We start from the raw sequence: 20,281 nt of genomic DNA on the forward strand, positions 1-20,281 counted from the left end.
AAAAAAAGACGGCATAATGTAGCCGTCTTTTTTCTATTAAAACTTTACAAGCTCTATTCCTTCAGGCAACTCACTCTCTGTTAAAATACGCAATTCTTTCACGCGATCCATTACGTAAGAAGAACGCTTCACAAGCTCTGGGTCAATATAAGCTGGATGAACCATAATTTCTACCGTTTGTTCACCTTGTACTCTTTCTTTTAACTTCACGAAGTAATCTTCCGTCACACCATCTGCGTAAAAATCACTGTAAAATACGTCAGAAAATGGGCGTACTGCTCGCTCTTCTTCACAACGACGAATTGGAACATTATATTTAACAGCTAACCTTTCAAGAACATCGTGCAAAATTGGCAATCCATGCACGTGATGATGACTATCTAAATGCGTTGGTTGTAATCCGTAAGATAGGAATTTCTCAATTTGAGCAGTCCACTCTCTCTCAACTTCCTCTGGATTTACTTTCCCTTCCCATACGACACTTTGTTTATGAAACAATCCATCGCTACTTACGAGTGACGGTACATCTCCAAGAAGCGGTTTCCCTGCCGTTAATACGAGATGTACTCCTACCCCTAACGTTTTATACTCTTTTGCTAAGCGTACCGCATGCTCTGTTCCTGGCATATTCATCATCATCGTCGTTGAATTTACAAGTCCATTTATATGTCCATCAATAATGCCGTAATTTGTACCTTCTGTAAGACCGAAATCATCTGCATTTACAATTAACTTAATCATCATAATACCTCCTAATAGAATAAAAAAAGCGGGCTAAATAGCGCCGCTTTTATTTCTCTACCTTTTTGAAGAACTGCGGAAGATATTCTTTATGCGCTTCCAACATTTCATCTAAAATTTGTTTTGCCACTTTATCTGATGGTACAAGTGGGTTAATTGTCATAGCAAGCAGCGCTTTATGATAATCCCCTGTAACAGCAGCTTCAATTGTTGTGCGCTCAAATGATTTAATTTGTTGTACTAAACCGCGAACTGGTACTGGAAGATCTCCAACTGCAATTGGTTTTGGACCTTCTTTCGTAATAATACAGTTCACTTCAACAGCCGAATCATGTGGCAAGCTTGCAATTGTTCCGTTGTTTCGTGTATTAACAGGCTGGATATCACCTTTATTATTATAAATAGACGTAATTAAGCTACATGCTGCGTCACTATAATAAGCGCCTCCACGTTTTTCTAATTGTGGTGGTTTAATATCTAAATTCGGGTCTTTATATAACTCGAATAAATCATCTTCTAATTGTTTTACTACTTCTGCACGTGTACCTTTTTCAACCGAAGCTTCTTTCTCTTCTTCTAGCATTTCACGTGTTTTGTAGTAGTAACGATGGTATGGACATGGAATTGCACGAAGGCCGCGAATAAAGTCTGGCTCCCAGTTAAGCGCAGCGATATTTTCCATCGTAATTTGCTTTTCTGGATCTGTTACAAGTTCTAACACACGATCCATTACACTTACGCCATCTAAGTATACGTCTAATCCATATACCATGTGATTTAAACCTGCAAAATCAACGTGAACACGACTTGCATCTACTTCAAGCAATTTTGCAAGACCCATGCGGATTCCGATTGGAACGTTACATAGACCAACTACTCTTTGAATATTTGTATAACGAAGAACAGCTTCTGTTACCATACCAGCTGGGTTTGCAAAGTTAATTAACCATGCATTCGGACAAAGCTCCTCCATATCCTTACAAATATCTAAAATAACAGGAATCGTTCTCAATGCTTTGAATAAACCACCAGGACCATTCGTTTCCTGACCGATTACATCATATTTTAACGGGATTGCTTCATCTTTTGCGCGAGCTTCTAATAAACCTACGCGAAGCTGCGTCGTTACGAAGTCAGCATCTTTTAATGCTTCGCGACGATCAAGCGTTAAATGTACCTCAATTGGTAAACCAGATTTTTTTACCATACGTTTCGCTAAGTTACCAACGATTTCTAACTTTTCTTTTCCTGCCTCAATATCTACTAACCAAATTTCACGAACAGGAAGCTCATCATAACGTTTAATAAATCCTTCAATTAACTCTGGTGTATAACTAGATCCACCGCCGATTGTAGCAATTTTAATTCCAGGCATGCTTTATTCCCCTTTCGCTTCAAGCTTTTTATAAAGATCGATAAACTCTGCTGCTAATTCTTTTACTGTAATCGCATTCATTAAATGATCTTGTGCGTGAATTAAAAGAACACTAATCTCTGTTTTTTCTCCTCTTGCTTCTGATTGTATGAGCTCCGTTTGGAAATGATGCGCTTCATTAATCGCTTCTTTCGCCTTTACCATCGCTTCATCAGCCTCTGCCATTTTCCCCTGTTTGGCAAATTGAAGTGCCTCCATCGCAAAGCTTCGTGCATTACCACTATTTAAAATCAATTGGAATGGAATTTGTTCTGCTGTAGTCATCATAATTACCGCCCTCTCTATTATCGTTCAACCGACTTACATACCCCTTCAGTTTGAACATGTCTATTAAATTATTATTTTATGAATGATAGTTTGGTGTTCTTGTAGATGGATTTCATCTTTTTGAACATGATATAAAAGTTAGTTGTTCTGACGAGCTATAAAAACTCGTCAGAACAATACTTTTTAAAGTGATACTGAATTGTCATTTCCTTTTGTTTCAGCTTTTGCAGCTTGTACATAAGTACGGTCACACATTAATACAAATGGATAGTAAATTACTACCGCAATTGCAAAGTTCACTACTTGTAATGCTGCACCAGCAATGCTTCCGCCCGCTACAAGATAACCACTAAAGATTGGTGGCATTGTCCATGGAACTAAAGCAACTGTTTTTGGTACCCATCCTAAAGAGATTGCTGTATAAGAAGTAATAACTAATACCACTGGTGTAAGTACAAATGGAATAATTAATGCTGGATTTAATACAATTGGTGTACCGAAAATAACTGGTTCGTTAATATTGAAGAAACCAGGTCCGATAGATACGCGACCTACACCGCGAAGCTGCGCACTTTTTGCAACAAGCATTACTGCAACTAAGAATGCTAATGTTGCACCAGATCCACCAATGTACACGTATACATCAAAGAATGGCTTTGTGAAAATATGCGGTACATCATATGCAGACATACCACCATCAAATAGTTTCATGTTTTTTTCTAACGCTGGCAAATAGATTGGGTCAATAATACCCCCAATAATATTCGGACCATGTAATCCGAAGAACCATAATACGTGAATAAGCAACGCTATAATAATGGCACTTGGCAATGTACCTGCTAAACCTTGTAATGGTACTTGAATTGTTTCAAATACGAATTTATGAATACTTGTTCCTGCTAATTTTACTGCTAATTGAATGCCTGCTGTTACGATTAAAATAACGAATGCTGGAACTAATGCTGCAAATGATTTCATTACTGCTGGTGGAACACCATCAGGCATTTTAATTGTAATATCTCTTTGAACAAAGAATCTAAATGCCTCAGTTACAAGAAGAGCCACTATGATAGAAACGAATAGACCTTGTGCCCCTGTCCAAGCTAAATCAATACCACCTTCTTTTGGCGTTGTCGGAGAAATAATAATTAATGCACCGAATGTAATAATTGCTGCTGACAACGCATCTACGCTGTAAGATTTTGCTAAATTATAACTGATTCCAACTGCGACTATGAGGGCAAGTATAGCAAAGGAACCAGTCCACATACCGCCACCGACGTCTTTCCAAACTTCCCCGAATGCACCTTTCATAAATTTTTGGAATGCATCCACTGGTAAGTTATTAATAAGTACTGCAAATGATCCAACTAAAATAAGAGGCATAACTGCGATAAATCCATCACGGATCGCAACTAAGTGGCGCTGCGATCCAATTCTACCTGCGATAGGAACTAAATATTTCTCCATAAATGCAATAAACTTTTGCATTTCGCTTCCCCCCTAATTATTTTTTTAGTGTTAATGCGTGATCTAAAACTGCTTCTCCATTCATCATGCCGTAGTGCATTGGATTGATAACGTCGATTCCAACGTTTTTCTCATCAGCAAGCGTTTTCATTGAAGACAGCATGTAACGAACTTGTGGTCCTAGTAATAATACATCTGCTTGATCGATATTTGTTTTTACTGCATCCCCAGATACAGCCCAAATCTTTCCTTCTAGACCGCGAGCTTTTGCAGCCGCTTCCATTTTTGTAACTAGTAAACTTGTAGACATCCCTGCTGAGCAACATAATAAAATATTCATTTGAAAATCCCCCTTGTGTAGTATAAAAAATTTATATTTTATTTATTTTTCTTTACGCTATTTATTAATGCAATTAGCGTGCCAACTTTTTAAAACCACTAAAATCAGCACTTTTTCGACCATTTTCTTTGTGTGTTAACGCTTTCAATTAGTGTGTCGACCAAAAAACACACAGTGTGTTATAAAACAACACGCTTTTAACACATAACTGTATGAAAATAGATTAGTGTTTAGTTGTCTAGTTGTATTTAAAACAAAAAAACACTAAAAAAATTTTTTTAGCGTGAAAATCTATTAAAAAAACTCCTCTATCTATTGTCCAAGCAAAATCTACTAAATTACATAGAATAGAATAAAATAACACAATTCGAAAGGGGATTCCTATGCCAAAACATAGAAAACAAAGCAAAATAAAGATTTATAGAATAACAAGCTATAAAAAAGACAAACGTTCTGAATTAGACTCTAACAAATTCGAACTAGAACAGCAGGAGGTAGAAAATAAGCAGGACAAGCATGGTAAACAGGACAAACAAGACAAGCAGGATAAACAAGTACAATCCGAAAATGTAGTCATAGTACCCACAGATTCACACAACTTAGATATATGGGATGAAATTTCTCTAAAGCAAATACAAGCTGGTGAACATACAAATTTATTTGCGGAACAAAGTAATTATCAAAATATTAATTTGTTACAAGTTAGCGATATCCGTTTATATTTGGACAAGCAACTACAATTCAGTTCCGTCGATGAGCAAATTTATCATGAAGCACTTGTGCATCCAATTATGTCAAAAGTAATTGATCCAAAACGTGTTCTCATATTAGGCGGTGGCGATGGCCTTGCCCTACGAGAAGTTTTGAAATATGAAACTGTGCTACATGTAGACCTTGTTGATTTAGATGAGGCAATGATTAATATGGCACGTAATGTTCCAGAAATAGTATCTTTAAACAACAATGCATTTTTGGATAGTCGCGTGAATGTGCACGTATGTGATGCGAAAGAATTTCTAAATTCTCCTTCATCCTTATACGATGTAATTATTATTGATTTTCCTGATCCAGCAACAGAAATTTTAAGTACTTTATATACAAGCGAACTTTTTGCTCGGATAGCTACATTCTTAACAGAAGATGGGGCATTCGTCTGCCAATCTAATTCACCTGCTGATGCACCTCTAGTATATTGGAGTATCGGTAATACAATTGAACATGCGGGATTAACTGTGAAAAGTTATCATACAATCGTTCCTTCTTTCGGAACTGACTGGGGATTTCATATTGCCGCTAATTCTGCCTATGTACTCGATCAAATTGAGCAATTATATGTAGTGCCAACGCCTCGAACATTACCTTCCCTTCTTTCTCCTTTATTTCAATTTAGAGAAGAACATTTAGAACAACGTAATCTCGCTCTTTTAAACTCAGAATCGAATCTTATCCTACATCAATGTTACAAACAGGAAATGGAATTTTAACAACATTATAGTAAGGAGCGCTACCTTATGGAATATTCTACTTTCGGTAAGCATATAATAGTAGATTTATGGGGAGTGGATTTTTCCCTATTAGATGATATTTACTTTTTAGAACATCATTTAGTTCACGCTGCTGATCAATCTGGTGCCCACGTTTTAAACGTAAGTACAAAAGAATTTCATCCGCATGGCGTTACTGTTTTAGTTTTACTATCAGAAAGCCACCTTTCTATTCACACTTATCCAGAAAAAAACTTTGCAGCCATCGACTGTTATACGTGCGGTACAACCGTTGAACCGCAAATAGCGATTGATTATATCGTAAGTATATTGAAACCAAATGAGATGCATATAAAAAAACTGATTCGTGGTATAGGAGAAATTGTTACTGTCGATTAAATATCACTCTTACTCATTTGTAAAAAGGAGGATTGTAAATACCATCAGTGGAACAAACACTCCACTGATGGTACAGACACATACATAAAAAACCTTGCATACGCAAGGTTCATTCAGCTACCGACATCTTCTTATATAATTCTACAAATTCACTCGCTAATTCCTTCACCGTAATTGCATTCATTAAATGATCTTGTGCGTGCACCATCAGAAGGGTAACTTCGGTCTTTTCACCACCGGCTTCTTTCTGTATGAGATCCGTTTGTACACGGTGTGCCTCTTTTAATTCCTCTAACGCTTCTTGTAATTTCGCTTCTGCTTCTGTAAACTCCCCACGCTTCGCGCAATCAATTGCTTCCATTGAACAACTTCTCGCATTTCCCCCATGCAAGATTAAGTGAAAGGCCTTCGTTTCTATCGTATCCATTTTAGTTCTTTACTCCCCCTTTTCTTCCGCCACTTTTTGTTTATCCCATATTTTTAAGAACGGTAAATAAATGAAGAATGCAAGCGCAAAGTTAACAAGTTGTAAAACAACACCTGAAATTTTCCCACCTGATCCTAAATATCCACTAAATAGAATTGGTGTCGTCCAAGGAACAGCAGCACCGCTCGGACGAGCAACTAATCCCCATTCCATTGCAAAGTAAGAAACAATTGTTAACACAACTGGAACCAATATAAATGGAATTAATAAAATTGGATTCATGACAATTGGCATCCCAAAAGTTACCATCTCATTAATATTAAATATACCAGGCGCAATTGACAATCTACCTATACTTTTTAATTGCTGACTTCGGGCAAATAATAACATTCCTACAACTAAAGCAAGCGTTGCACCAGATCCGCCCATATAAATCCATAAATCAAAAAACTGTGCAGTAATCGTATTTGGTATATCTTGCCCTGCTTGGTAAGCAATTCGGTTTTGATCCATTAACGACAACCAAACGGGACTCATTACACCACCAACAATAGTAGCTCCATGAATTCCACATGACCAAAGAACATGAACGAGAATAACAGCTATTATTGCGCCCCAAAGACTAGCACCAAGTACACTAAGTGGTTCCTGTAAAATTTGCCCTACAATATTATGGATACTGCCAAAAGAAGTATTTTCTATAATTAAGCGTAAAAGCCAAATAACCGTTACAACAATAAATCCTGGAACAAGCGCGGCAAATGAACGTGTCACAGCTGGCGGAACTGTCTCTGGCATCTTTATAATTATCTTTTTTTGTACAATAAACCGATAAAGTTCAGTAGATATAAGTGCAATAATCATTGCTACAAATAACCCTTGGCTTCCCATTAATACAGCTGGGATAGCACCTTCTACAAGTACACTCTCTTTTGTACTTGGTATAATATATGCAACTTGAAATGGTGTCGCAAGTAAAAACGTCACAAGCGACAATGCCCCGGATGCTAAAGCGTCCACTTTATAATATTCTCCAAGTCTGTAAGCGATTCCAAAAACAGCTATTAAAGCCATTATATTAAAAGTTGCACTAACTGGATACCCCAAAGCCCTCTGCCAATTCTCCCCAAACAAACCTGCCATAAAATCATTATAACCTGGTATTGGTAAAGCACTAATGATGAGGAAAAATGATCCTATAATTAAGAACGGCATCGTCAATACAAGTCCATCACGAATTGCTAGCAAATGCCTCTGCTCTGCAACCTTTCCTGCTACCGGCATTACATATTTCTCTAAAAACCGTATCATCTATCCCACTCTCCTCATGGTTTCATTGACAAAGCTGCTTGCAAGATAGCTTCCCCATTACAAAGTCCGTAATGAACGGATTGAATGACATCAACAGGTACCCCTTTCTCCTTACATAATTCCTTCATTTTCGGTAATAAATAACGTACTTGTGGTCCAAGTAAAAGTACATCGGCTTTATCAATATGGCTATTTACTTCAGAACCTGATACAGCCCAAATCTTTACCTCTATTCCTCTTGCCTCTGCTGCTTTCTCCATTTTAGTAACAATCAAACTGGAAGACATTCCCGCTGCACAGCAAAGCAAAATATTCATCCCGCTTCCCTCCCCCTTCTTCTCAACCTAAATGATGGCGCATCCCTTACCACAACTAGGTTACAAATATATATGTCTAGATTTCCTGCTGTATGCCGAGCTTAAAAACAAAAATTTCTCGGTTTTCACGCTATTCCATCTATCCGTATTCTCCTAGTAAAGAAGGCTTTAACTCGCTATAATAATTCAGTATGATTTTTTTAATTGATAGGAGGATATATTTATGAAGGCATATCGCTTTCCACTTATTTTATTATCTTCTATCCTAATTGGTGGTTTCATTGGTTATTTCATGGGTGCCGATGCAGTTGCTTTAAAGCCGCTTGGTGACATTTTCTTAAACTTAATGTTTACGATTGTTGTACCGTTAGTGTTCTTTAGCATCGCGTCATCTATTGCTAATATGGATGGATTAAAACGTTTCGGTAAAATTATGTCTAGTATGGCTGGGACTTTCTTATTTACAAGTATTTTAGCTGCTATTTTTATGATTATTGTCGTGAAAGTATTCCCGCCAGCACAAGGTGTTGTATTAGAACTAACCCAACCTGACAAAGCTGAAAAAGCAGTTAGTGTTGCAGATCAAATCGTCGGTATTCTAACAGTATCTGACTTCTCGAAGTTACTATCTCGTGAAAATATGTTAGCTCTTATTTTCTTCTCTATTTTAATGGGGATTGCAACTTCAGCAGTTGGTGAAAAAGGAAAACCATTCGCTACATTCTTACAAGCTGGTGCAGAAATTTCAATGAAAGTCGTATCTTTCATTATGTACTACGCTCCAATCGGACTTGCTGCTTACTTCGCAGCATTAGTTGGTGAATTCGGACCACAGCTTCTTGGAACTTACTTCCGAGCAGCAATGGTATACTATCCAGCGTCTCTTATTTACTTCTTTGTATTCTTTACGTTCTATGCATACCTTGCAGGTCGCAAGCAAGGTGTACAAGTATTTTGGAAGAACATGGTCTCTCCTACAGTTACATCTCTTGCAACTTGTAGTAGTGCCGCAAGTATTCCAGCGAACTTAGAAGCAACGAAGAAAATGGGTATCTCTTCTGACGTTCGTGAAACAGTTGTCCTTCTTGGATCTACACTTCATAAAGACGGCTCTGTTTTAGGCGGCGTATTAAAAATTGCTTTCTTATTCGGTATTTTCAACATGGAATTCGAAGGACCAAAAACATTAGCAATCGCACTTGTTGTTTCTCTATTAGTAGGAACAGTAATGGGCGCTATTCCAGGCGGCGGTATGATTGGTGAAATGTTAATCGTTTCTTTATATGGCTTCCCGCCAGAAGCATTGCCAATTATCGCAGCAATCAGTACAATCATTGATCCTCCTGCAACGATGTTAAACGTAACAGCAGATAACGCTTGTGCCGTAATGACAGCTCGCCTTGTAGAAGGTAAGAACTGGATCAAAAACAAATTTGCTTAATAGATAGAAAGAGGATGCTCGTTTTGAGCATCCTCTTTTTGTCGTTATTTGTTGATAAGTCGATATCCCTTGTCGAAACGTCGATATATTGAAAAAATCGTTGATATATTTGAAGTTATGAACGATATATCCGAAAAATCGTCGATATAATCTATTCCGCCACAAATTTGTTAAAAACTTCACAAATATTCCACACCTCTTATCTATTCTCCGTACTATAATCATGTATGGAAAAGGAGATGGACCTAATGACACAAAGCGCACCTGAATTTAAAGTTTTGCAAAGCATTGCATTCCTTGCTGTCGTTTTGCAAAGTTCGTTATTATATACAATGAATCAAGGACATGTTTTACTTGAGCAATCCCTCATTATGGGTATGCTATTTAATCTCGCAAAATTTTCAGCACCTGCATTCATATTTATCGTCGGCTTCCACTTAATTCGTCAATATACAAAGCAACTTGCCTACGCAGAATATATTTATGAAAAAGCCGCACATTTACTCATTCCTTATCTCTTCTGGTCTATTCTTTACTTATTAACAACAAACGATATGATTACACTACAAAGCGGAATAAAAAGTTTATTACTCGGAACAGCCGCACCCCATCTTTGGTATGTGATTATGATGTTTCAAATTCACCTACTGTTCCCTTTACTGTGCACACTATTTTATTGGTTTCAAAAACGAACAGAAAATAAAAAAGACATATATAAATATATGACCGTCTTTGCTTGCCTATATTTCCTCTTAATGTGGTATTCTTCGCACTACATTTTTAATGGCGAGAAATTGACTAGCTCAACCATTTTACATTATACAGACCGTTCCTTCTTCTTCTACTCATTCTATTTCGTCATGGGAGGAATCGCTGCTGTCGCACTAAAAGCGTGGCGTACATTTGTCATAAAACATATTCCGCTTATTACAATCTTATTTTTTATCTTATTTTTATTCATCAATTATGAGTTATTTAGTTTTTACGGAGCAAACTCTATTCATTTAACCGTTTCGACTTATTTAAAACCGTCTATGTTTTTATATATCGTATGCGAAATTATCATACTTTACGTGCTATCTATTACAATCGTACAACGACGCAGTTTCTTATATAAAGCTTTACGATTTATCGGGAATTACACATATGGTGCTTATTTAGCTCACTTTTTCTTCTTGCAACTATGTACAAAGTTTCTTTCTCTATTCACACTGCAAGAAAACACAATATTATATAGCCTATTATTATTTACAATAACAGCCACAATCTCGATTTCAGCAATAGTCATATGCAGTGCACTACCATTTCATACATGGATTACAGGACCTTCTCCTACGACAAATATGAGATGGGCGAAGATTGTACTTCGGAAAAATCACGAAAAGGTATTCAAACCATATCTTTGATATAATAGAATTCCATACACGAAAAGAAAGTAGGACACACCTATGATTAATCAAATTGGACAAATTATGCTATATGTAAATAATCAAGATGAAGCCATGCAATTTTGGACTGAGACAGTAGGATTCCAAATTATTGCGGAAGAAAATAACGGACAAGGTTTTCGCTGGATTGAAATTGCACCGTCAAAAGAAGCAGGAACAAGCATCGTCCTTCACGATAAAGAGTTAATTGCAAAGATGCAACCTGAATTAAACTTAGGTACTCCTTCACTTATGTTCTTCTCTAACAACTTAGATCAACTATATAAAGATCTTTCTGAGAAAAACGTTACTGTTGGACAAGTTGTAGATTTACCTACTGGCAGAGCTTTTAACTTTGCTGATAATGAAAACAATTACTTTGCGGTAATGGAACGCAAATAAAAAAGAAGCTATCCGAAAAAGTCGGATAGCTTCTTTCATTTTAAGAAACTTGTTCTGCATTCGTTTCCCTATGTTGTATATGGCTCGTGATCCAAGCAATTCCGCCAGCAACAACGAGATAGCATAACAATATTAAAATTTGCATTTGTAATTGCGACCAATCCCCTAAAGAAATCACATCTTGCAATCCTCTAAGAGAATGGGACATTGGGAGAAATTGTCCAATCTTGCTAAGAACAGCTATATTTAATTCTCCTGGGAAAGTCCCACCGCTCGTCGCTAATTGCAAGACGAGAAGCGTTACCGCTAAGAACTTTCCAACAAGACCAAATACTGTTACTAACATAAGAATAAATGTCATGAACGTAAAGGAAATAACAATACTTGATAAAACAAAGAGTGGCACACTTGCAACTTCTAATTTCATAACACCTAGCACAACTACATCCACAAGTAGTGCTTGAATAAGTCCAATTACATATACTAACCCTAATTTGTTAATAAAATGTACTGTTCCACTTACTTTCATATTTTGTCTACGGCCAAGCGGTAAAATATTTGATGCCATAATTCCGCCAACATAAAATGCAAGTGATAAGAAATATGGTGCAATACCTGAACCGTAATTAGGCACGTCAGAAACTGTTGACTTCACTAGTTGAACTGGCTCTGAGAACATCGTATTGCGTGCATCATCATTGCGAACATCCGCTATCTTCTCTGCGCCCTCTCCCAATTTCGTAGAAAGTTCTTTCGCACCATCGTCAAGTTTAACAAGTCCGTTCGTTAACTGATCAGCACCATGATTCAGCTCTGTTCCCCCGCTCGCAAGTTGATTTACACCTTCTTGTAATGATGTAAATCCAGTTCCCCATTTCGTAAATCCACTAGCTAAATTTGTAGCACCATCTGCTATCTTTTTCGTTCCAGCAGTAGCTTCATTTAACTTAATTCCGAATGTATTCATACCTTCTTCAACCTTATGCTGACCATCTGCAAGCTTCTGTGCACCTTGTGTCAATTGTTTCTGACTATTATTTAAAGTGTTTGTTGCTTGAGCTAATCCATTAGAAGTAGCGATAATCTTTTGAAAAGCAGGGTCTTGCTGCACCTCTGGATGACTTTTCACGTACTCTTCTAATTGTTGTTTTACACTATTTGCTGCATTGTCCGCTTTCACTTGCCCGTCAGCAAGTTTCTCACTTCCGTTCACCCATTCATTTGTACCAGCACTTAATTCACTAACCCCTGATTGTAAGTTTTTTTCACCTTGTGCTAATAACTCCATACCACTATGAAGGGATTTTGCCCCTTCACTCAGCTCATTCGCTCCATCAGTTAAAGCTGATTGACTAGAAGCAAGTTTTTCACTTCCCTCTTTCACTTTTGATGTCCCGTCACTTAAACGATGAATACCATCTGCAAGCTGATTTGCCCCATTTCTTGCATCTGTCGTTCCTTCATGTAACTTCCCAGCACCATTACTTGCATCACTCAACCCTTGTGCTAAGTCTTGAAACTTTGAAAAGACACCTTCTGTATAAGATTTCGTAATACTATTTGAAATTTTTGTTTTCATATTTTCAACAGCTGTCGTTCCAATTTGCGCTGCTACAAAGTTTTTACCCGGATTTACTTTGTACTGCAATTGTGCTGGTTCTGGTTTTTCATCCATAAGTGTACTTACCTTTTTAGAGAAATCGGCTGGAATCGTAACAACCATATAATACTTATCTTCTTTTAGCCCTTCCTCAGCATTTTTTTCTGATACGAAATGAAAAGCCAGTTCCTTATTCTCTTTTAAATTTTTTACAAAATCGTCTCCTGCATGAATTGTTTTCTCATCCATTGCAGCACCCTTATCTAAATTTACAATCGCAACAGGTAATTTATCTAATTTTCCGTATGGATCCCAATATCCAGCTAAAAAGAACCCTGAATAAATTAAAGGAACGATTAACAAAAAAATTAAAGCGATACGCCCATGTTTATGGTGCCACATCGCTTTCCAATCTTTAAATACAAGTTGAATTCCTTTCATGAAACATACTCCTTCTCCGAATTTCACACCATTAGAATGGTTTAACAGATTTACTATACACGTCCATTTCCATACTGTATAATACATCTTTAATTATCAATCCATTCCTTTTGGTCTATAGAAAGGAGAGTCAAAATGGAACTTCTTCAACTAAAATACTTTCAAACAGTTGCACGATTAGAGCATATGACAAAAGCCGCTGAAGAATTGCATATCGCACAGCCTTCACTCAGCAAAACAATTGCTAGATTAGAAAAGGACTTGGGCGTTCCGTTATTTGACCGCCAAGGGCGACAAATTACATTAAACTCTTTCGGGAAAGTATTTTTAAAACGAGTAGAGCGCATTTTTCATGAATTAAGTGAAGGCGAACGAGAAATTAAAGATTTAGCTGACTTACAACAAAGCTCTATTACGTTGGCTGTTTCTATTCCAAGAATATTACCCGAACTAATTGGTTCTTTTTTACTAGAACATCCTAACGTTCGATTCCAACAATTTCTCGCATCTACTCCTTCTATGAAACGACAACTAGATAATATAGAAATTGACTTTTGCATTTCTTCTGTGCCAATTGAAGGCGAAGAGATTATTTGGGAACCACTTATTACAGAAGAAATTTTCTTAGTCGTCCCTTCTGGGCACCGTTTATCAGAACGTGAAAGTGTATATTTGCATGAAGTAAAAGACGAACCGTTCATTAGTATGAACACTGGTTACGGATTTCGGCACTTAACAGATGAATTTTGTAAAGAAGCTGGCTTCACTCCACATATTGCTTTTGAAGTAGATGAACCAACCGTGATTAGCGACCTGATTAAGCAAGGCCTCGGCATCGCCTTTGTCCCAAGTTTAACTTTATTAAAAAACTCTACTTTAGCATTAAATAAGTTACGTATTATTGAACCAAATTGTGAGCGAACGATTGGGTTAAGCTGGTCAAAAAAACGTTACTTATCGAAAACTGCTCAGAAATTCCGTGAATTCGTAATTGATTACTTCTCCAATATTAGGACTTAAAATGATATTAAACAATAAAAGATGCCATCCCCATAGGGTGGCACCTTTTATTTTTCACTCTTCTCTAATTCTATTTCAGCTAAAAGCGGCAAAACATTATCAAAAATATGCGTATTGTTATTTTCGCCTGTTACATATCCACCGTAGTATCTACTAAATACGTTGTCATTTCGGAATGTGGCCATATGATCATATAATTCCTTTGCGAACTTTGTATCACCTGTTTGTAGTACGTACAAAATCGTTAATCCGTAAGCGGCTGGCGATTCATAATTCACAGTTTGTTTTCCCGTTTCTAAATTGTAACGACCGTATAGCTTTCCATCCTCCTGGAATTTCTTCTTTATAAATTCCAAATAAGCATCTGATGAAAGACCACCTAAACTACGATGATATGCAACGTATGATTGGTCAATCAGATTCACTTCTTTGTCGTACGTAAATGTACCATCTGCTTTATACTCTTTCGGGAATGCCCATCCATGCCTTGGATAATCCGCTAAAAATTGAACAACTTCCTCATATTGCTGAGCAGAAACTTTTCCATACTTTTTCATATAGGAGAATGCATGCGGATTTACATATGACGTTGTTGCAAAATCATTTTGTTTCCTTGCATCTGCATCATAATAATCAACATAATAATTATCTTTCTTATTATAACGAATTACAGCATCACTCAATTGATCTGCCAAGTTTTTATATCGCTCTTCCTTGTACATTTCATAAGCGCGATATAACTGTTCTATAATACGAAGATCATCAATAAGTGCATTTGTAGCTGACTGCATTTCTCCCTTTTCAGAGATTTTCCATAAAACAATTTGGTTCTTATGTACAAAGTTATTTTGAATAACCTTAACTTGTTCATCGAATAACGCTTGATCGTCTTTATCGAGTGTATATTGCAGCCATAGTCCTGCTGATTCCGATAAAGCTTCACGGCCTTTCGCTTCACCAGTACCTGCTTTTGTATCCTCTAAACGATATGTAGCAAGCGTCCCATTTTCATTCACCATATGTCTTAAAATAAAATGTTCCGTACGGTTTCCTTGCAAAGCTGACCAAAATACAATTCCACCTAAAGCGATTAAAAGAATAACGCCAATCACTATATATATACGTTTCCGCAAACTTTTCACCTCCCTAGTAAGGCTATCCTTAATTTTACCAGAACATACGTAAATGTAAAAAAGACAATCTAATAGATTGTCTCCCGTTCCTTTATCCCTCACAAGCCTCTTTAGAAGGTCTATATAGCGATTCTACGAGTCGATCATACTCACTACGCGTAATCTCTTTATTATACAGCTTCAATAATAAATCTCTATGCTCTTTTGAAAATGCCATCTTTTTAATGACTTCAGGATACATAAAACATCCTCTCCATTTCACATAAACTTCTTCACTCCGAAAACAGAACTTATGTTCGCATAAAAGATTATAAAATATTCCTTACTAAAAAACAAACAAAATATTAACTTCTTTCTATTTAGAATATTCAAACACAATATTATCATATCCACTTTTTAAATACATATATATTTTTGGAAGTTTTTTTGAATAAATCTTCCAATTCAATCAGAAAATAATGGCAAAAAAGAAGAGGAGTTTACATATGGATACGGTAACATTAGCAAGAGCATTTTTCGGTTCTTCACTAGCATTCCACATTATCTTCGCAACACTTGGTGTCGGACTTTCATTAATGATTTTTATAAGTGAAATACTCTATCACTGGAAGAAAGATTCCGACTACGCCATTATGGCAAAAAGATGGACAAAGGCCTTTGCCATCCTTCTCGGTGTAGCAATTCCAACTGGAACAATCGTTGGTGTGCAAATCTCACTGCTTTGGCCGGGTTTTGCCAAAATTGTTGGGCAGGTTATTTCTGTTCCCTTTCAAATTGAGATTTTCGCCTTCTTTTTAGAGGCTTTGTTCATGTCCATTTATGTATATGCAGCTGACAAACTACCTCCATTCATGAGATTAATCTCGCTATTCTTCGTCATGATTGGTGCCACGGCATCCGCCGTGCTTATTACATCGGCAAATACATGGATGAATACACCCGCGGGCTTTTCAATGGGACCAGATGGATCAGTTTTTAACGTTGATCCGTGGAAAGCTTTCTTTAATCCGAGTTTTGGCACGAGCGCATTCCACGTTGTGATTACAGCCTACGCAACTGGAGCTGCCGTCATTGCCTCTATCGCCGGATTTAAATTATTAAAGAAGAATGTAAGTGAACGTGAAGTGGCATATCATAAAAAAGGACTACTGTTAGGACTCGTCGTAACATTTATTACAGGCGCTACGATGTGGCTTTCGGGACACGAATCGGCAATTGCTTTACATAAGCATTCCCCTGAAAAACTGGCATCTGCTGAAGCTTTATTTGAAACGACATCACATGCACCGTTATCAATTGGCGGCGTTGTAGATCCTAACACACTTGAACTAAACTATGCACTAGAAATCCCGAACATGCTTAGCCTACTAGTAGGACTAGACCCTAACACTGTCGTAAAAGGACTAAAGGAATTTCCACAAGAAACATGGCCACCATTTTACACGCATACACTGTTCAATTTAATGGTTGGCACTGCTGCTTTTACCTTTGCAGTTGCAGCAATTGCCCTCTTATATTGGTACTTTGTTTACCGAAAAAAAGGAACAGAGCTACCGAAATGGCTTCTTTGGGGAGCTGCCGCATGTGGACCAGTTATGATGCTCGGCATTGAATTTGGGTGGATTTTCAGCTGTAGCGGTCGTCAGCCATGGACCATTTACGGTATGCAACGTACAGTCGACGCTTCTACACGCGCTGATTTTGTCGGTCCTTTATTTATTCTATTCATCATTTTATATATTGGACTCGGTATTTTAACAGTTTTTGTACTACGGACATTCTTTAAGAAACATCCGCTTACAAATGATTTACATCACGAAGGAGGCGATTCTCGTGCATGAGGAAAGTATTGCAATCATCATCTTATGGGCTCTTATTTTCGTATACAGTATATTAGGGTCCATCGATTTTGGAGCAGGTTTTTGGGGCATGGTATACGCAAAACATCCAACGCTAGCTGCCAAGCTTGCCAACCGATACTTATCACCGACTTGGGAAGTAACAAATACATTTCTCGTCTTTGTCGTTGTCGCTTTTCTTGGCTTCTTTCCGAAAGCTGCTTTTACCCTAGCAACGGTAATGTTCGTACCCGTTATGTTAATTCTAGTACTCGTGGCAATTCGCAGTACATTTATGGTATTTGCTTATTCCCTGCCGAAGTACCAACACCTTCTTCGTATTATTTCAGGTATTACAGGACTCTTAATTCCAGCCCTATTAATTACCGTTTTACCTGTTACAGAAGGTGCCTATATTACAATGTCTGAAGGAAAAGAAGTACTCCTATATGGAAAACTTCTTTCTAGTCCTGTTATTTATTGTTATATGCTCTTCGGACTAACTTCGGAACTATTTCTTTCCTCTCTCTTTCTTGCTGATTTTGCGAGAGAACAAGGTTCAGAAGATGCATATAGAATTTATAGAAGAAACGCGATTATCCTTGGTCCTGCAACGCTCGTTACGGCGATTATTGCCCTCGTTGTAATGGATCCGGAAACACACTGGCTTATGCAAGGGCTAATAAAGCAATTCACATGGTTTACAGTTTCTATCGTTTTATTCATTATCGGATACTCTTCTCTTTGGTGGACAAACAAGAAGTATGACACACTAGGATACCCTCGCATTGCCGTTTTAGCAGTCGTCGCTCAATATGCATTTGCAAGTTATGCTTACGGCGTTGCGCATTTACCGTATATTATTTATCCTGATGTAACTGTATTTACAAGCTTTACAACGGTCGAAACATTCTATGCATTGCTTATTCTATATGCAATTGGGATTGCAATTTTATTACCAGGATTTATTTTCTTCTGGAATTTATTCTTGAAGGATCGAACTTTTTTGAAGGAAAAATAATATTGTAGGGCCTGTTCCAAAAGGTATTTTGGGGTGGGCTCCTTTTGTCATGTTTTGTCGATAAGTCGATATAATTTAAAAATCGCCGATATATTTCAATAATCGCTGATATATTTTGAGTTGCGCCGATATATCTCCATAATCGCCCATATAAATTTCATTTACTATCTTACTGCCCCATTAATTTCTAGACTCCTCTCACAATAGTTATTTCACTAAGAGAGATACTTGTCCCATAACTTGAAAAACACATATTTATTGCACTCCGTTATACGTCTAGTTCTTCTTATTTTTTGCTGAATATACTACCAATACAAACCTTAAGACAAGCTACATTACTTTAAGGAAAAGTAGAAAGGTAGGTAAAATATGAGCATTGAAATATGGATTACTATTATTGTATTCTTCTTAACAATGATTGTTATCTTTTGGCGACCTCGTGGTTTAAATGAGGCGTGGCCGGCAGCAATTGGCGCTGGCATTATCCTGATTACTGGACTTGTATCAAAACCAGACGTCATGGACATTATTAGTAAAATTGGCGGTGCCTCCATAACAATATTAGCGACCATCGTTATGGCGGTTATATTAGAAAGCTTCGGATTCTTCCACTGGTCCGCAGCAAAACTTGCAAACCTAGCAAAAGGCTCCGGGCGCCGATTATACTGGTATATTCAATTATTATGTTTTCTTATGACTCTTTTATTTAATAACGACGGTAGTATTTTAATTACAACGCCAATTTTAATTCTTCTCCTAAAAAATCTTCAATTAAAACCGCATCAACAAATCCCTTATTTATTAAGCGGTGCTTTAATCGCTACTGCATCTAGTGCACCAATTGGTGTAAGTAATATCGTAAACTTAATCGCATTAAATATCGTAAATATGACTCTTTATATGCATACTGCTATGATGTTTGTACCTGCAACATTAGGACTATTGTTTATGTCATGGCTTATGTATACGGTTTTGAAGAAAAAACTTCCGAAAAAATTGCCTGTTTCTTCATATGATATTGAAGAAATATTCTTCACGAAAAACTTTCATCCGTTAAAAGGAAAAAATTCGGTTGATACGAAACAAAAACGGACAAGGTTCATGCTAAAAGTATTAGGCTTCGTCTTCCTTATGCGCTGTCTTCTATTCGTTGCATCCTTCTTATCCATCCCAATCGAGATTGTTGCCGTACTCGGTTCACTCGTTCTTCTTATTTGGAGATGGTACTACTTACGAACGAACCCTGTCGACATTTTGAAAAAGACACCTTGGCACATTTTGATTTTTGCTTTCTCTATGTATGTCATTATTTACGGGCTCCACAACGCAGGATTAACAGCAGCGCTTGTCCAATGGCTTGAACCAGTTGTAAGTCAACATCTGCTTTATGCTAGCTTTGCAATGGGTGGACTCGTTTCTCTCCTCTCCAATGTCTTCAATAATCACCCTGCACTTATGATTGGGACCATTACGTTAACAGAAATGGGATTAGATCCAGTCACATTAAAAACTATCTATCTCGCAAATATCATTGGTAGTGACATCGGTTCACTATTATTACCAATCGGTACGCTAGCTTCTCTCATTTGGATGTATATCCTGAAACAAAACAAAATTAAAGTAAAATGGAAAGACTATTTAAGTGTATCCCTTATCGTTATTCCACTCACAACAGTCGTTACATTATTCCTCTTATTCTACTGGGTACATCTCTTCTTCGCCTTATAAAGTGAAACTTTAATCAGCCCTAACTAATCGGGCTTTTAC

20 protein-coding genes are annotated in these 20,281 nt (G+C 37.2%); 9 read left to right on the forward strand and 11 right to left on the reverse strand.

Features of this window, described 5'->3' with window-relative positions; genetic code table 11:
• Positions 1–36: 36 nt before the first annotated feature.
• From chbG to ACTT1L_RS12555, 5 genes are all read right to left on the reverse strand, one after another.
• Positions 37–741: a chitin disaccharide deacetylase gene (gene chbG / locus ACTT1L_RS12535; protein WP_442821930.1), complete on the reverse strand. Its 705-nt coding sequence runs from the start codon at positions 739–741 to the stop codon at positions 37–39.
• 49 nt (positions 742–790) lie between these two features.
• Positions 791–2,116: a 6-phospho-beta-glucosidase gene (gene celF, locus ACTT1L_RS12540; RefSeq protein ID WP_061185458.1), complete on the reverse strand. Its 1,326-nt coding sequence runs from the start codon at positions 2,114–2,116 to the stop codon at positions 791–793.
• Positions 2,117–2,119: 3 nt separating this feature from the next.
• On the reverse strand, positions 2,120–2,443 hold the full coding sequence (locus ACTT1L_RS12545; RefSeq protein ID WP_000989050.1) for a PTS lactose/cellobiose transporter subunit IIA: 324 nt from the start codon (positions 2,441–2,443) through the stop codon (positions 2,120–2,122).
• Positions 2,444–2,626: 183 nt separating this feature from the next.
• Positions 2,627–3,934, reverse strand: a complete 1,308-nt coding sequence (gene celB / locus ACTT1L_RS12550; protein ID WP_442821931.1) for a PTS cellobiose transporter subunit IIC — start codon at positions 3,932–3,934, stop codon at positions 2,627–2,629.
• 16 nt (positions 3,935–3,950) lie between these two features.
• Positions 3,951–4,253 carry a PTS sugar transporter subunit IIB gene (locus tag ACTT1L_RS12555; protein ID WP_001023567.1) on the reverse strand — a complete coding sequence of 101 codons (303 nt, stop codon included), beginning with the start codon at positions 4,251–4,253 and terminating at the stop codon, positions 3,951–3,953.
• A 383-nt stretch (positions 4,254–4,636) separates the two neighbouring features.
• Here ACTT1L_RS12555 and ACTT1L_RS12560 point away from each other — a divergent pair, with 383 nt between their 5' ends.
• Positions 4,637–5,737, forward strand: a complete 1,101-nt coding sequence (locus tag ACTT1L_RS12560; RefSeq protein WP_229132595.1) for a polyamine aminopropyltransferase — start codon at positions 4,637–4,639, stop codon at positions 5,735–5,737.
• Positions 5,738–5,764: 27 nt separating this feature from the next.
• Positions 5,765–6,136, forward strand: a complete 372-nt coding sequence (speD, locus tag ACTT1L_RS12565; RefSeq protein ID WP_048557375.1) for an adenosylmethionine decarboxylase — start codon at positions 5,765–5,767, stop codon at positions 6,134–6,136.
• 109 nt (positions 6,137–6,245) lie between these two features.
• Here the strand turns inward: speD and ACTT1L_RS12570 are convergent, their stop codons facing one another.
• Genes ACTT1L_RS12570 through ACTT1L_RS12580 form a run of 3 tightly spaced genes read right to left on the reverse strand, consistent with a single transcriptional unit; the run spans position 6,246 to position 8,191 of the window.
• Positions 6,246–6,563, reverse strand: coding sequence for a PTS lactose/cellobiose transporter subunit IIA (locus ACTT1L_RS12570; protein ID WP_000379634.1), 318 nt, complete (start codon positions 6,561–6,563; stop codon positions 6,246–6,248).
• Between the two features lie 9 nt (positions 6,564–6,572).
• Positions 6,573–7,874, reverse strand: a complete 1,302-nt coding sequence (gene celB / locus ACTT1L_RS12575; RefSeq protein ID WP_000617774.1) for a PTS cellobiose transporter subunit IIC — start codon at positions 7,872–7,874, stop codon at positions 6,573–6,575.
• Between the two features lie 14 nt (positions 7,875–7,888).
• A complete protein-coding gene (locus tag ACTT1L_RS12580) occupies positions 7,889–8,191 on the reverse strand; it encodes a PTS sugar transporter subunit IIB (protein WP_001023546.1) in 303 nt (100 codons plus the stop codon).
• Positions 8,192–8,414: 223 nt separating this feature from the next.
• Here ACTT1L_RS12580 and ACTT1L_RS12585 point away from each other — a divergent pair, with 223 nt between their 5' ends.
• The 3 genes from ACTT1L_RS12585 (at position 8,415) to ACTT1L_RS12595 (ending at position 11,461) form a co-directional block, all read left to right on the forward strand.
• On the forward strand, positions 8,415–9,632 hold the full coding sequence (locus tag ACTT1L_RS12585) for a dicarboxylate/amino acid:cation symporter (RefSeq protein WP_000649370.1): 1,218 nt from the start codon (positions 8,415–8,417) through the stop codon (positions 9,630–9,632).
• A 248-nt stretch (positions 9,633–9,880) separates the two neighbouring features.
• The gene (locus ACTT1L_RS12590) at positions 9,881–11,038 is read left to right on the forward strand and encodes an acyltransferase (RefSeq protein ID WP_101218660.1); all 1,158 of its coding nucleotides are present in this window, start codon (positions 9,881–9,883) and stop codon (positions 11,036–11,038) included.
• Positions 11,039–11,080: 42 nt separating this feature from the next.
• Positions 11,081–11,461, forward strand: coding sequence for a VOC family protein (locus ACTT1L_RS12595; RefSeq protein ID WP_000609839.1), 381 nt, complete (start codon positions 11,081–11,083; stop codon positions 11,459–11,461).
• 40 nt (positions 11,462–11,501) lie between these two features.
• Here ACTT1L_RS12595 and ACTT1L_RS12600 read toward each other — a convergent pair whose 3' ends face one another.
• Positions 11,502–13,502 carry a YhgE/Pip family protein gene (locus ACTT1L_RS12600; protein ID WP_442821932.1) on the reverse strand — a complete coding sequence of 667 codons (2,001 nt, stop codon included), beginning with the start codon at positions 13,500–13,502 and terminating at the stop codon, positions 11,502–11,504.
• Positions 13,503–13,637: 135 nt separating this feature from the next.
• Here ACTT1L_RS12600 and ACTT1L_RS12605 point away from each other — a divergent pair, with 135 nt between their 5' ends.
• The gene (locus tag ACTT1L_RS12605) at positions 13,638–14,522 is read left to right on the forward strand and encodes a LysR family transcriptional regulator (RefSeq protein ID WP_000421916.1); all 885 of its coding nucleotides are present in this window, start codon (positions 13,638–13,640) and stop codon (positions 14,520–14,522) included.
• Between the two features lie 47 nt (positions 14,523–14,569).
• Here ACTT1L_RS12605 and ACTT1L_RS12610 read toward each other — a convergent pair whose 3' ends face one another.
• Positions 14,570–15,655, reverse strand: a complete 1,086-nt coding sequence (locus ACTT1L_RS12610; RefSeq protein WP_046198046.1) for a transcriptional regulator — start codon at positions 15,653–15,655, stop codon at positions 14,570–14,572.
• A gap of 91 nt (positions 15,656–15,746) precedes the next feature.
• A complete protein-coding gene (locus tag ACTT1L_RS12615; protein ID WP_000283184.1) occupies positions 15,747–15,896 on the reverse strand; it encodes a hypothetical protein in 150 nt (49 codons plus the stop codon).
• Positions 15,897–16,140: 244 nt separating this feature from the next.
• Between ACTT1L_RS12615 and cydA the strand changes: the two genes are divergently transcribed.
• From cydA to ACTT1L_RS12630, 3 genes are all read left to right on the forward strand, one after another.
• A complete protein-coding gene (cydA, locus tag ACTT1L_RS12620) occupies positions 16,141–17,496 on the forward strand; it encodes a cytochrome ubiquinol oxidase subunit I (protein ID WP_061131825.1) in 1,356 nt (451 codons plus the stop codon).
• Entirely contained in the window at positions 17,489–18,514 is a 1,026-nt protein-coding gene (locus ACTT1L_RS12625; protein WP_000544181.1) for a cytochrome d ubiquinol oxidase subunit II, read from the forward strand. The genes cydA and ACTT1L_RS12625 overlap by 8 nt, the downstream gene beginning before the upstream one ends.
• A gap of 369 nt (positions 18,515–18,883) precedes the next feature.
• The gene (locus tag ACTT1L_RS12630) at positions 18,884–20,242 is read left to right on the forward strand and encodes an arsenic transporter (protein ID WP_000021134.1); all 1,359 of its coding nucleotides are present in this window, start codon (positions 18,884–18,886) and stop codon (positions 20,240–20,242) included.
• Positions 20,243–20,281: the final 39 nt, after the last annotated feature.

The sequence above is a fragment of the Bacillus sp. FH genome (assembly GCF_052216825.1).
Lineage (GTDB): Bacteria > Bacillota > Bacilli > Bacillales > Bacillaceae_G > Bacillus_A > Bacillus_A paranthracis.

Coding starts and splice junctions, on each gene's coding strand:
- ACTT1L_RS12605 (WP_000421916.1), top strand. CDS start 13,638: ATGGAACTTCTTCAACTAAAATACTTTCAAACAGTTGCACGATTAGAG.
- ACTT1L_RS12580 (WP_001023546.1), bottom strand. CDS start 8,191: ATGAATATTTTGCTTTGCTGTGCAGCGGGAATGTCTTCCAGTTTGATT.
- ACTT1L_RS12615 (WP_000283184.1), bottom strand. CDS start 15,896: ATGTATCCTGAAGTCATTAAAAAGATGGCATTTTCAAAAGAGCATAGA.
- ACTT1L_RS12555 (WP_001023567.1), bottom strand. CDS start 4,253: ATGAATATTTTATTATGTTGCTCAGCAGGGATGTCTACAAGTTTACTA.
- ACTT1L_RS12600 (WP_442821932.1), bottom strand. CDS start 13,502: ATGAAAGGAATTCAACTTGTATTTAAAGATTGGAAAGCGATGTGGCAC.
- ACTT1L_RS12545 (WP_000989050.1), bottom strand. CDS start 2,443: ATGATGACTACAGCAGAACAAATTCCATTCCAATTGATTTTAAATAGT.
- ACTT1L_RS12630 (WP_000021134.1), top strand. CDS start 18,884: ATGAGCATTGAAATATGGATTACTATTATTGTATTCTTCTTAACAATG.
- ACTT1L_RS12585 (WP_000649370.1), top strand. CDS start 8,415: ATGAAGGCATATCGCTTTCCACTTATTTTATTATCTTCTATCCTAATT.
- celB (WP_442821931.1), bottom strand. CDS start 3,934: ATGCAAAAGTTTATTGCATTTATGGAGAAATATTTAGTTCCTATCGCA.
- cydA (WP_061131825.1), top strand. CDS start 16,141: ATGGATACGGTAACATTAGCAAGAGCATTTTTCGGTTCTTCACTAGCA.
- celB (WP_000617774.1), bottom strand. CDS start 7,874: ATGATACGGTTTTTAGAGAAATATGTAATGCCGGTAGCAGGAAAGGTT.
- chbG (WP_442821930.1), bottom strand. CDS start 741: ATGATTAAGTTAATTGTAAATGCAGATGATTTCGGTCTTACAGAAGGT.
- ACTT1L_RS12595 (WP_000609839.1), top strand. CDS start 11,081: ATGATTAATCAAATTGGACAAATTATGCTATATGTAAATAATCAAGAT.
- ACTT1L_RS12560 (WP_229132595.1), top strand. CDS start 4,637: ATGCCAAAACATAGAAAACAAAGCAAAATAAAGATTTATAGAATAACA.
- celF (WP_061185458.1), bottom strand. CDS start 2,116: ATGCCTGGAATTAAAATTGCTACAATCGGCGGTGGATCTAGTTATACA.
- ACTT1L_RS12590 (WP_101218660.1), top strand. CDS start 9,881: ATGACACAAAGCGCACCTGAATTTAAAGTTTTGCAAAGCATTGCATTC.
- ACTT1L_RS12570 (WP_000379634.1), bottom strand. CDS start 6,563: ATGGATACGATAGAAACGAAGGCCTTTCACTTAATCTTGCATGGGGGA.
- speD (WP_048557375.1), top strand. CDS start 5,765: ATGGAATATTCTACTTTCGGTAAGCATATAATAGTAGATTTATGGGGA.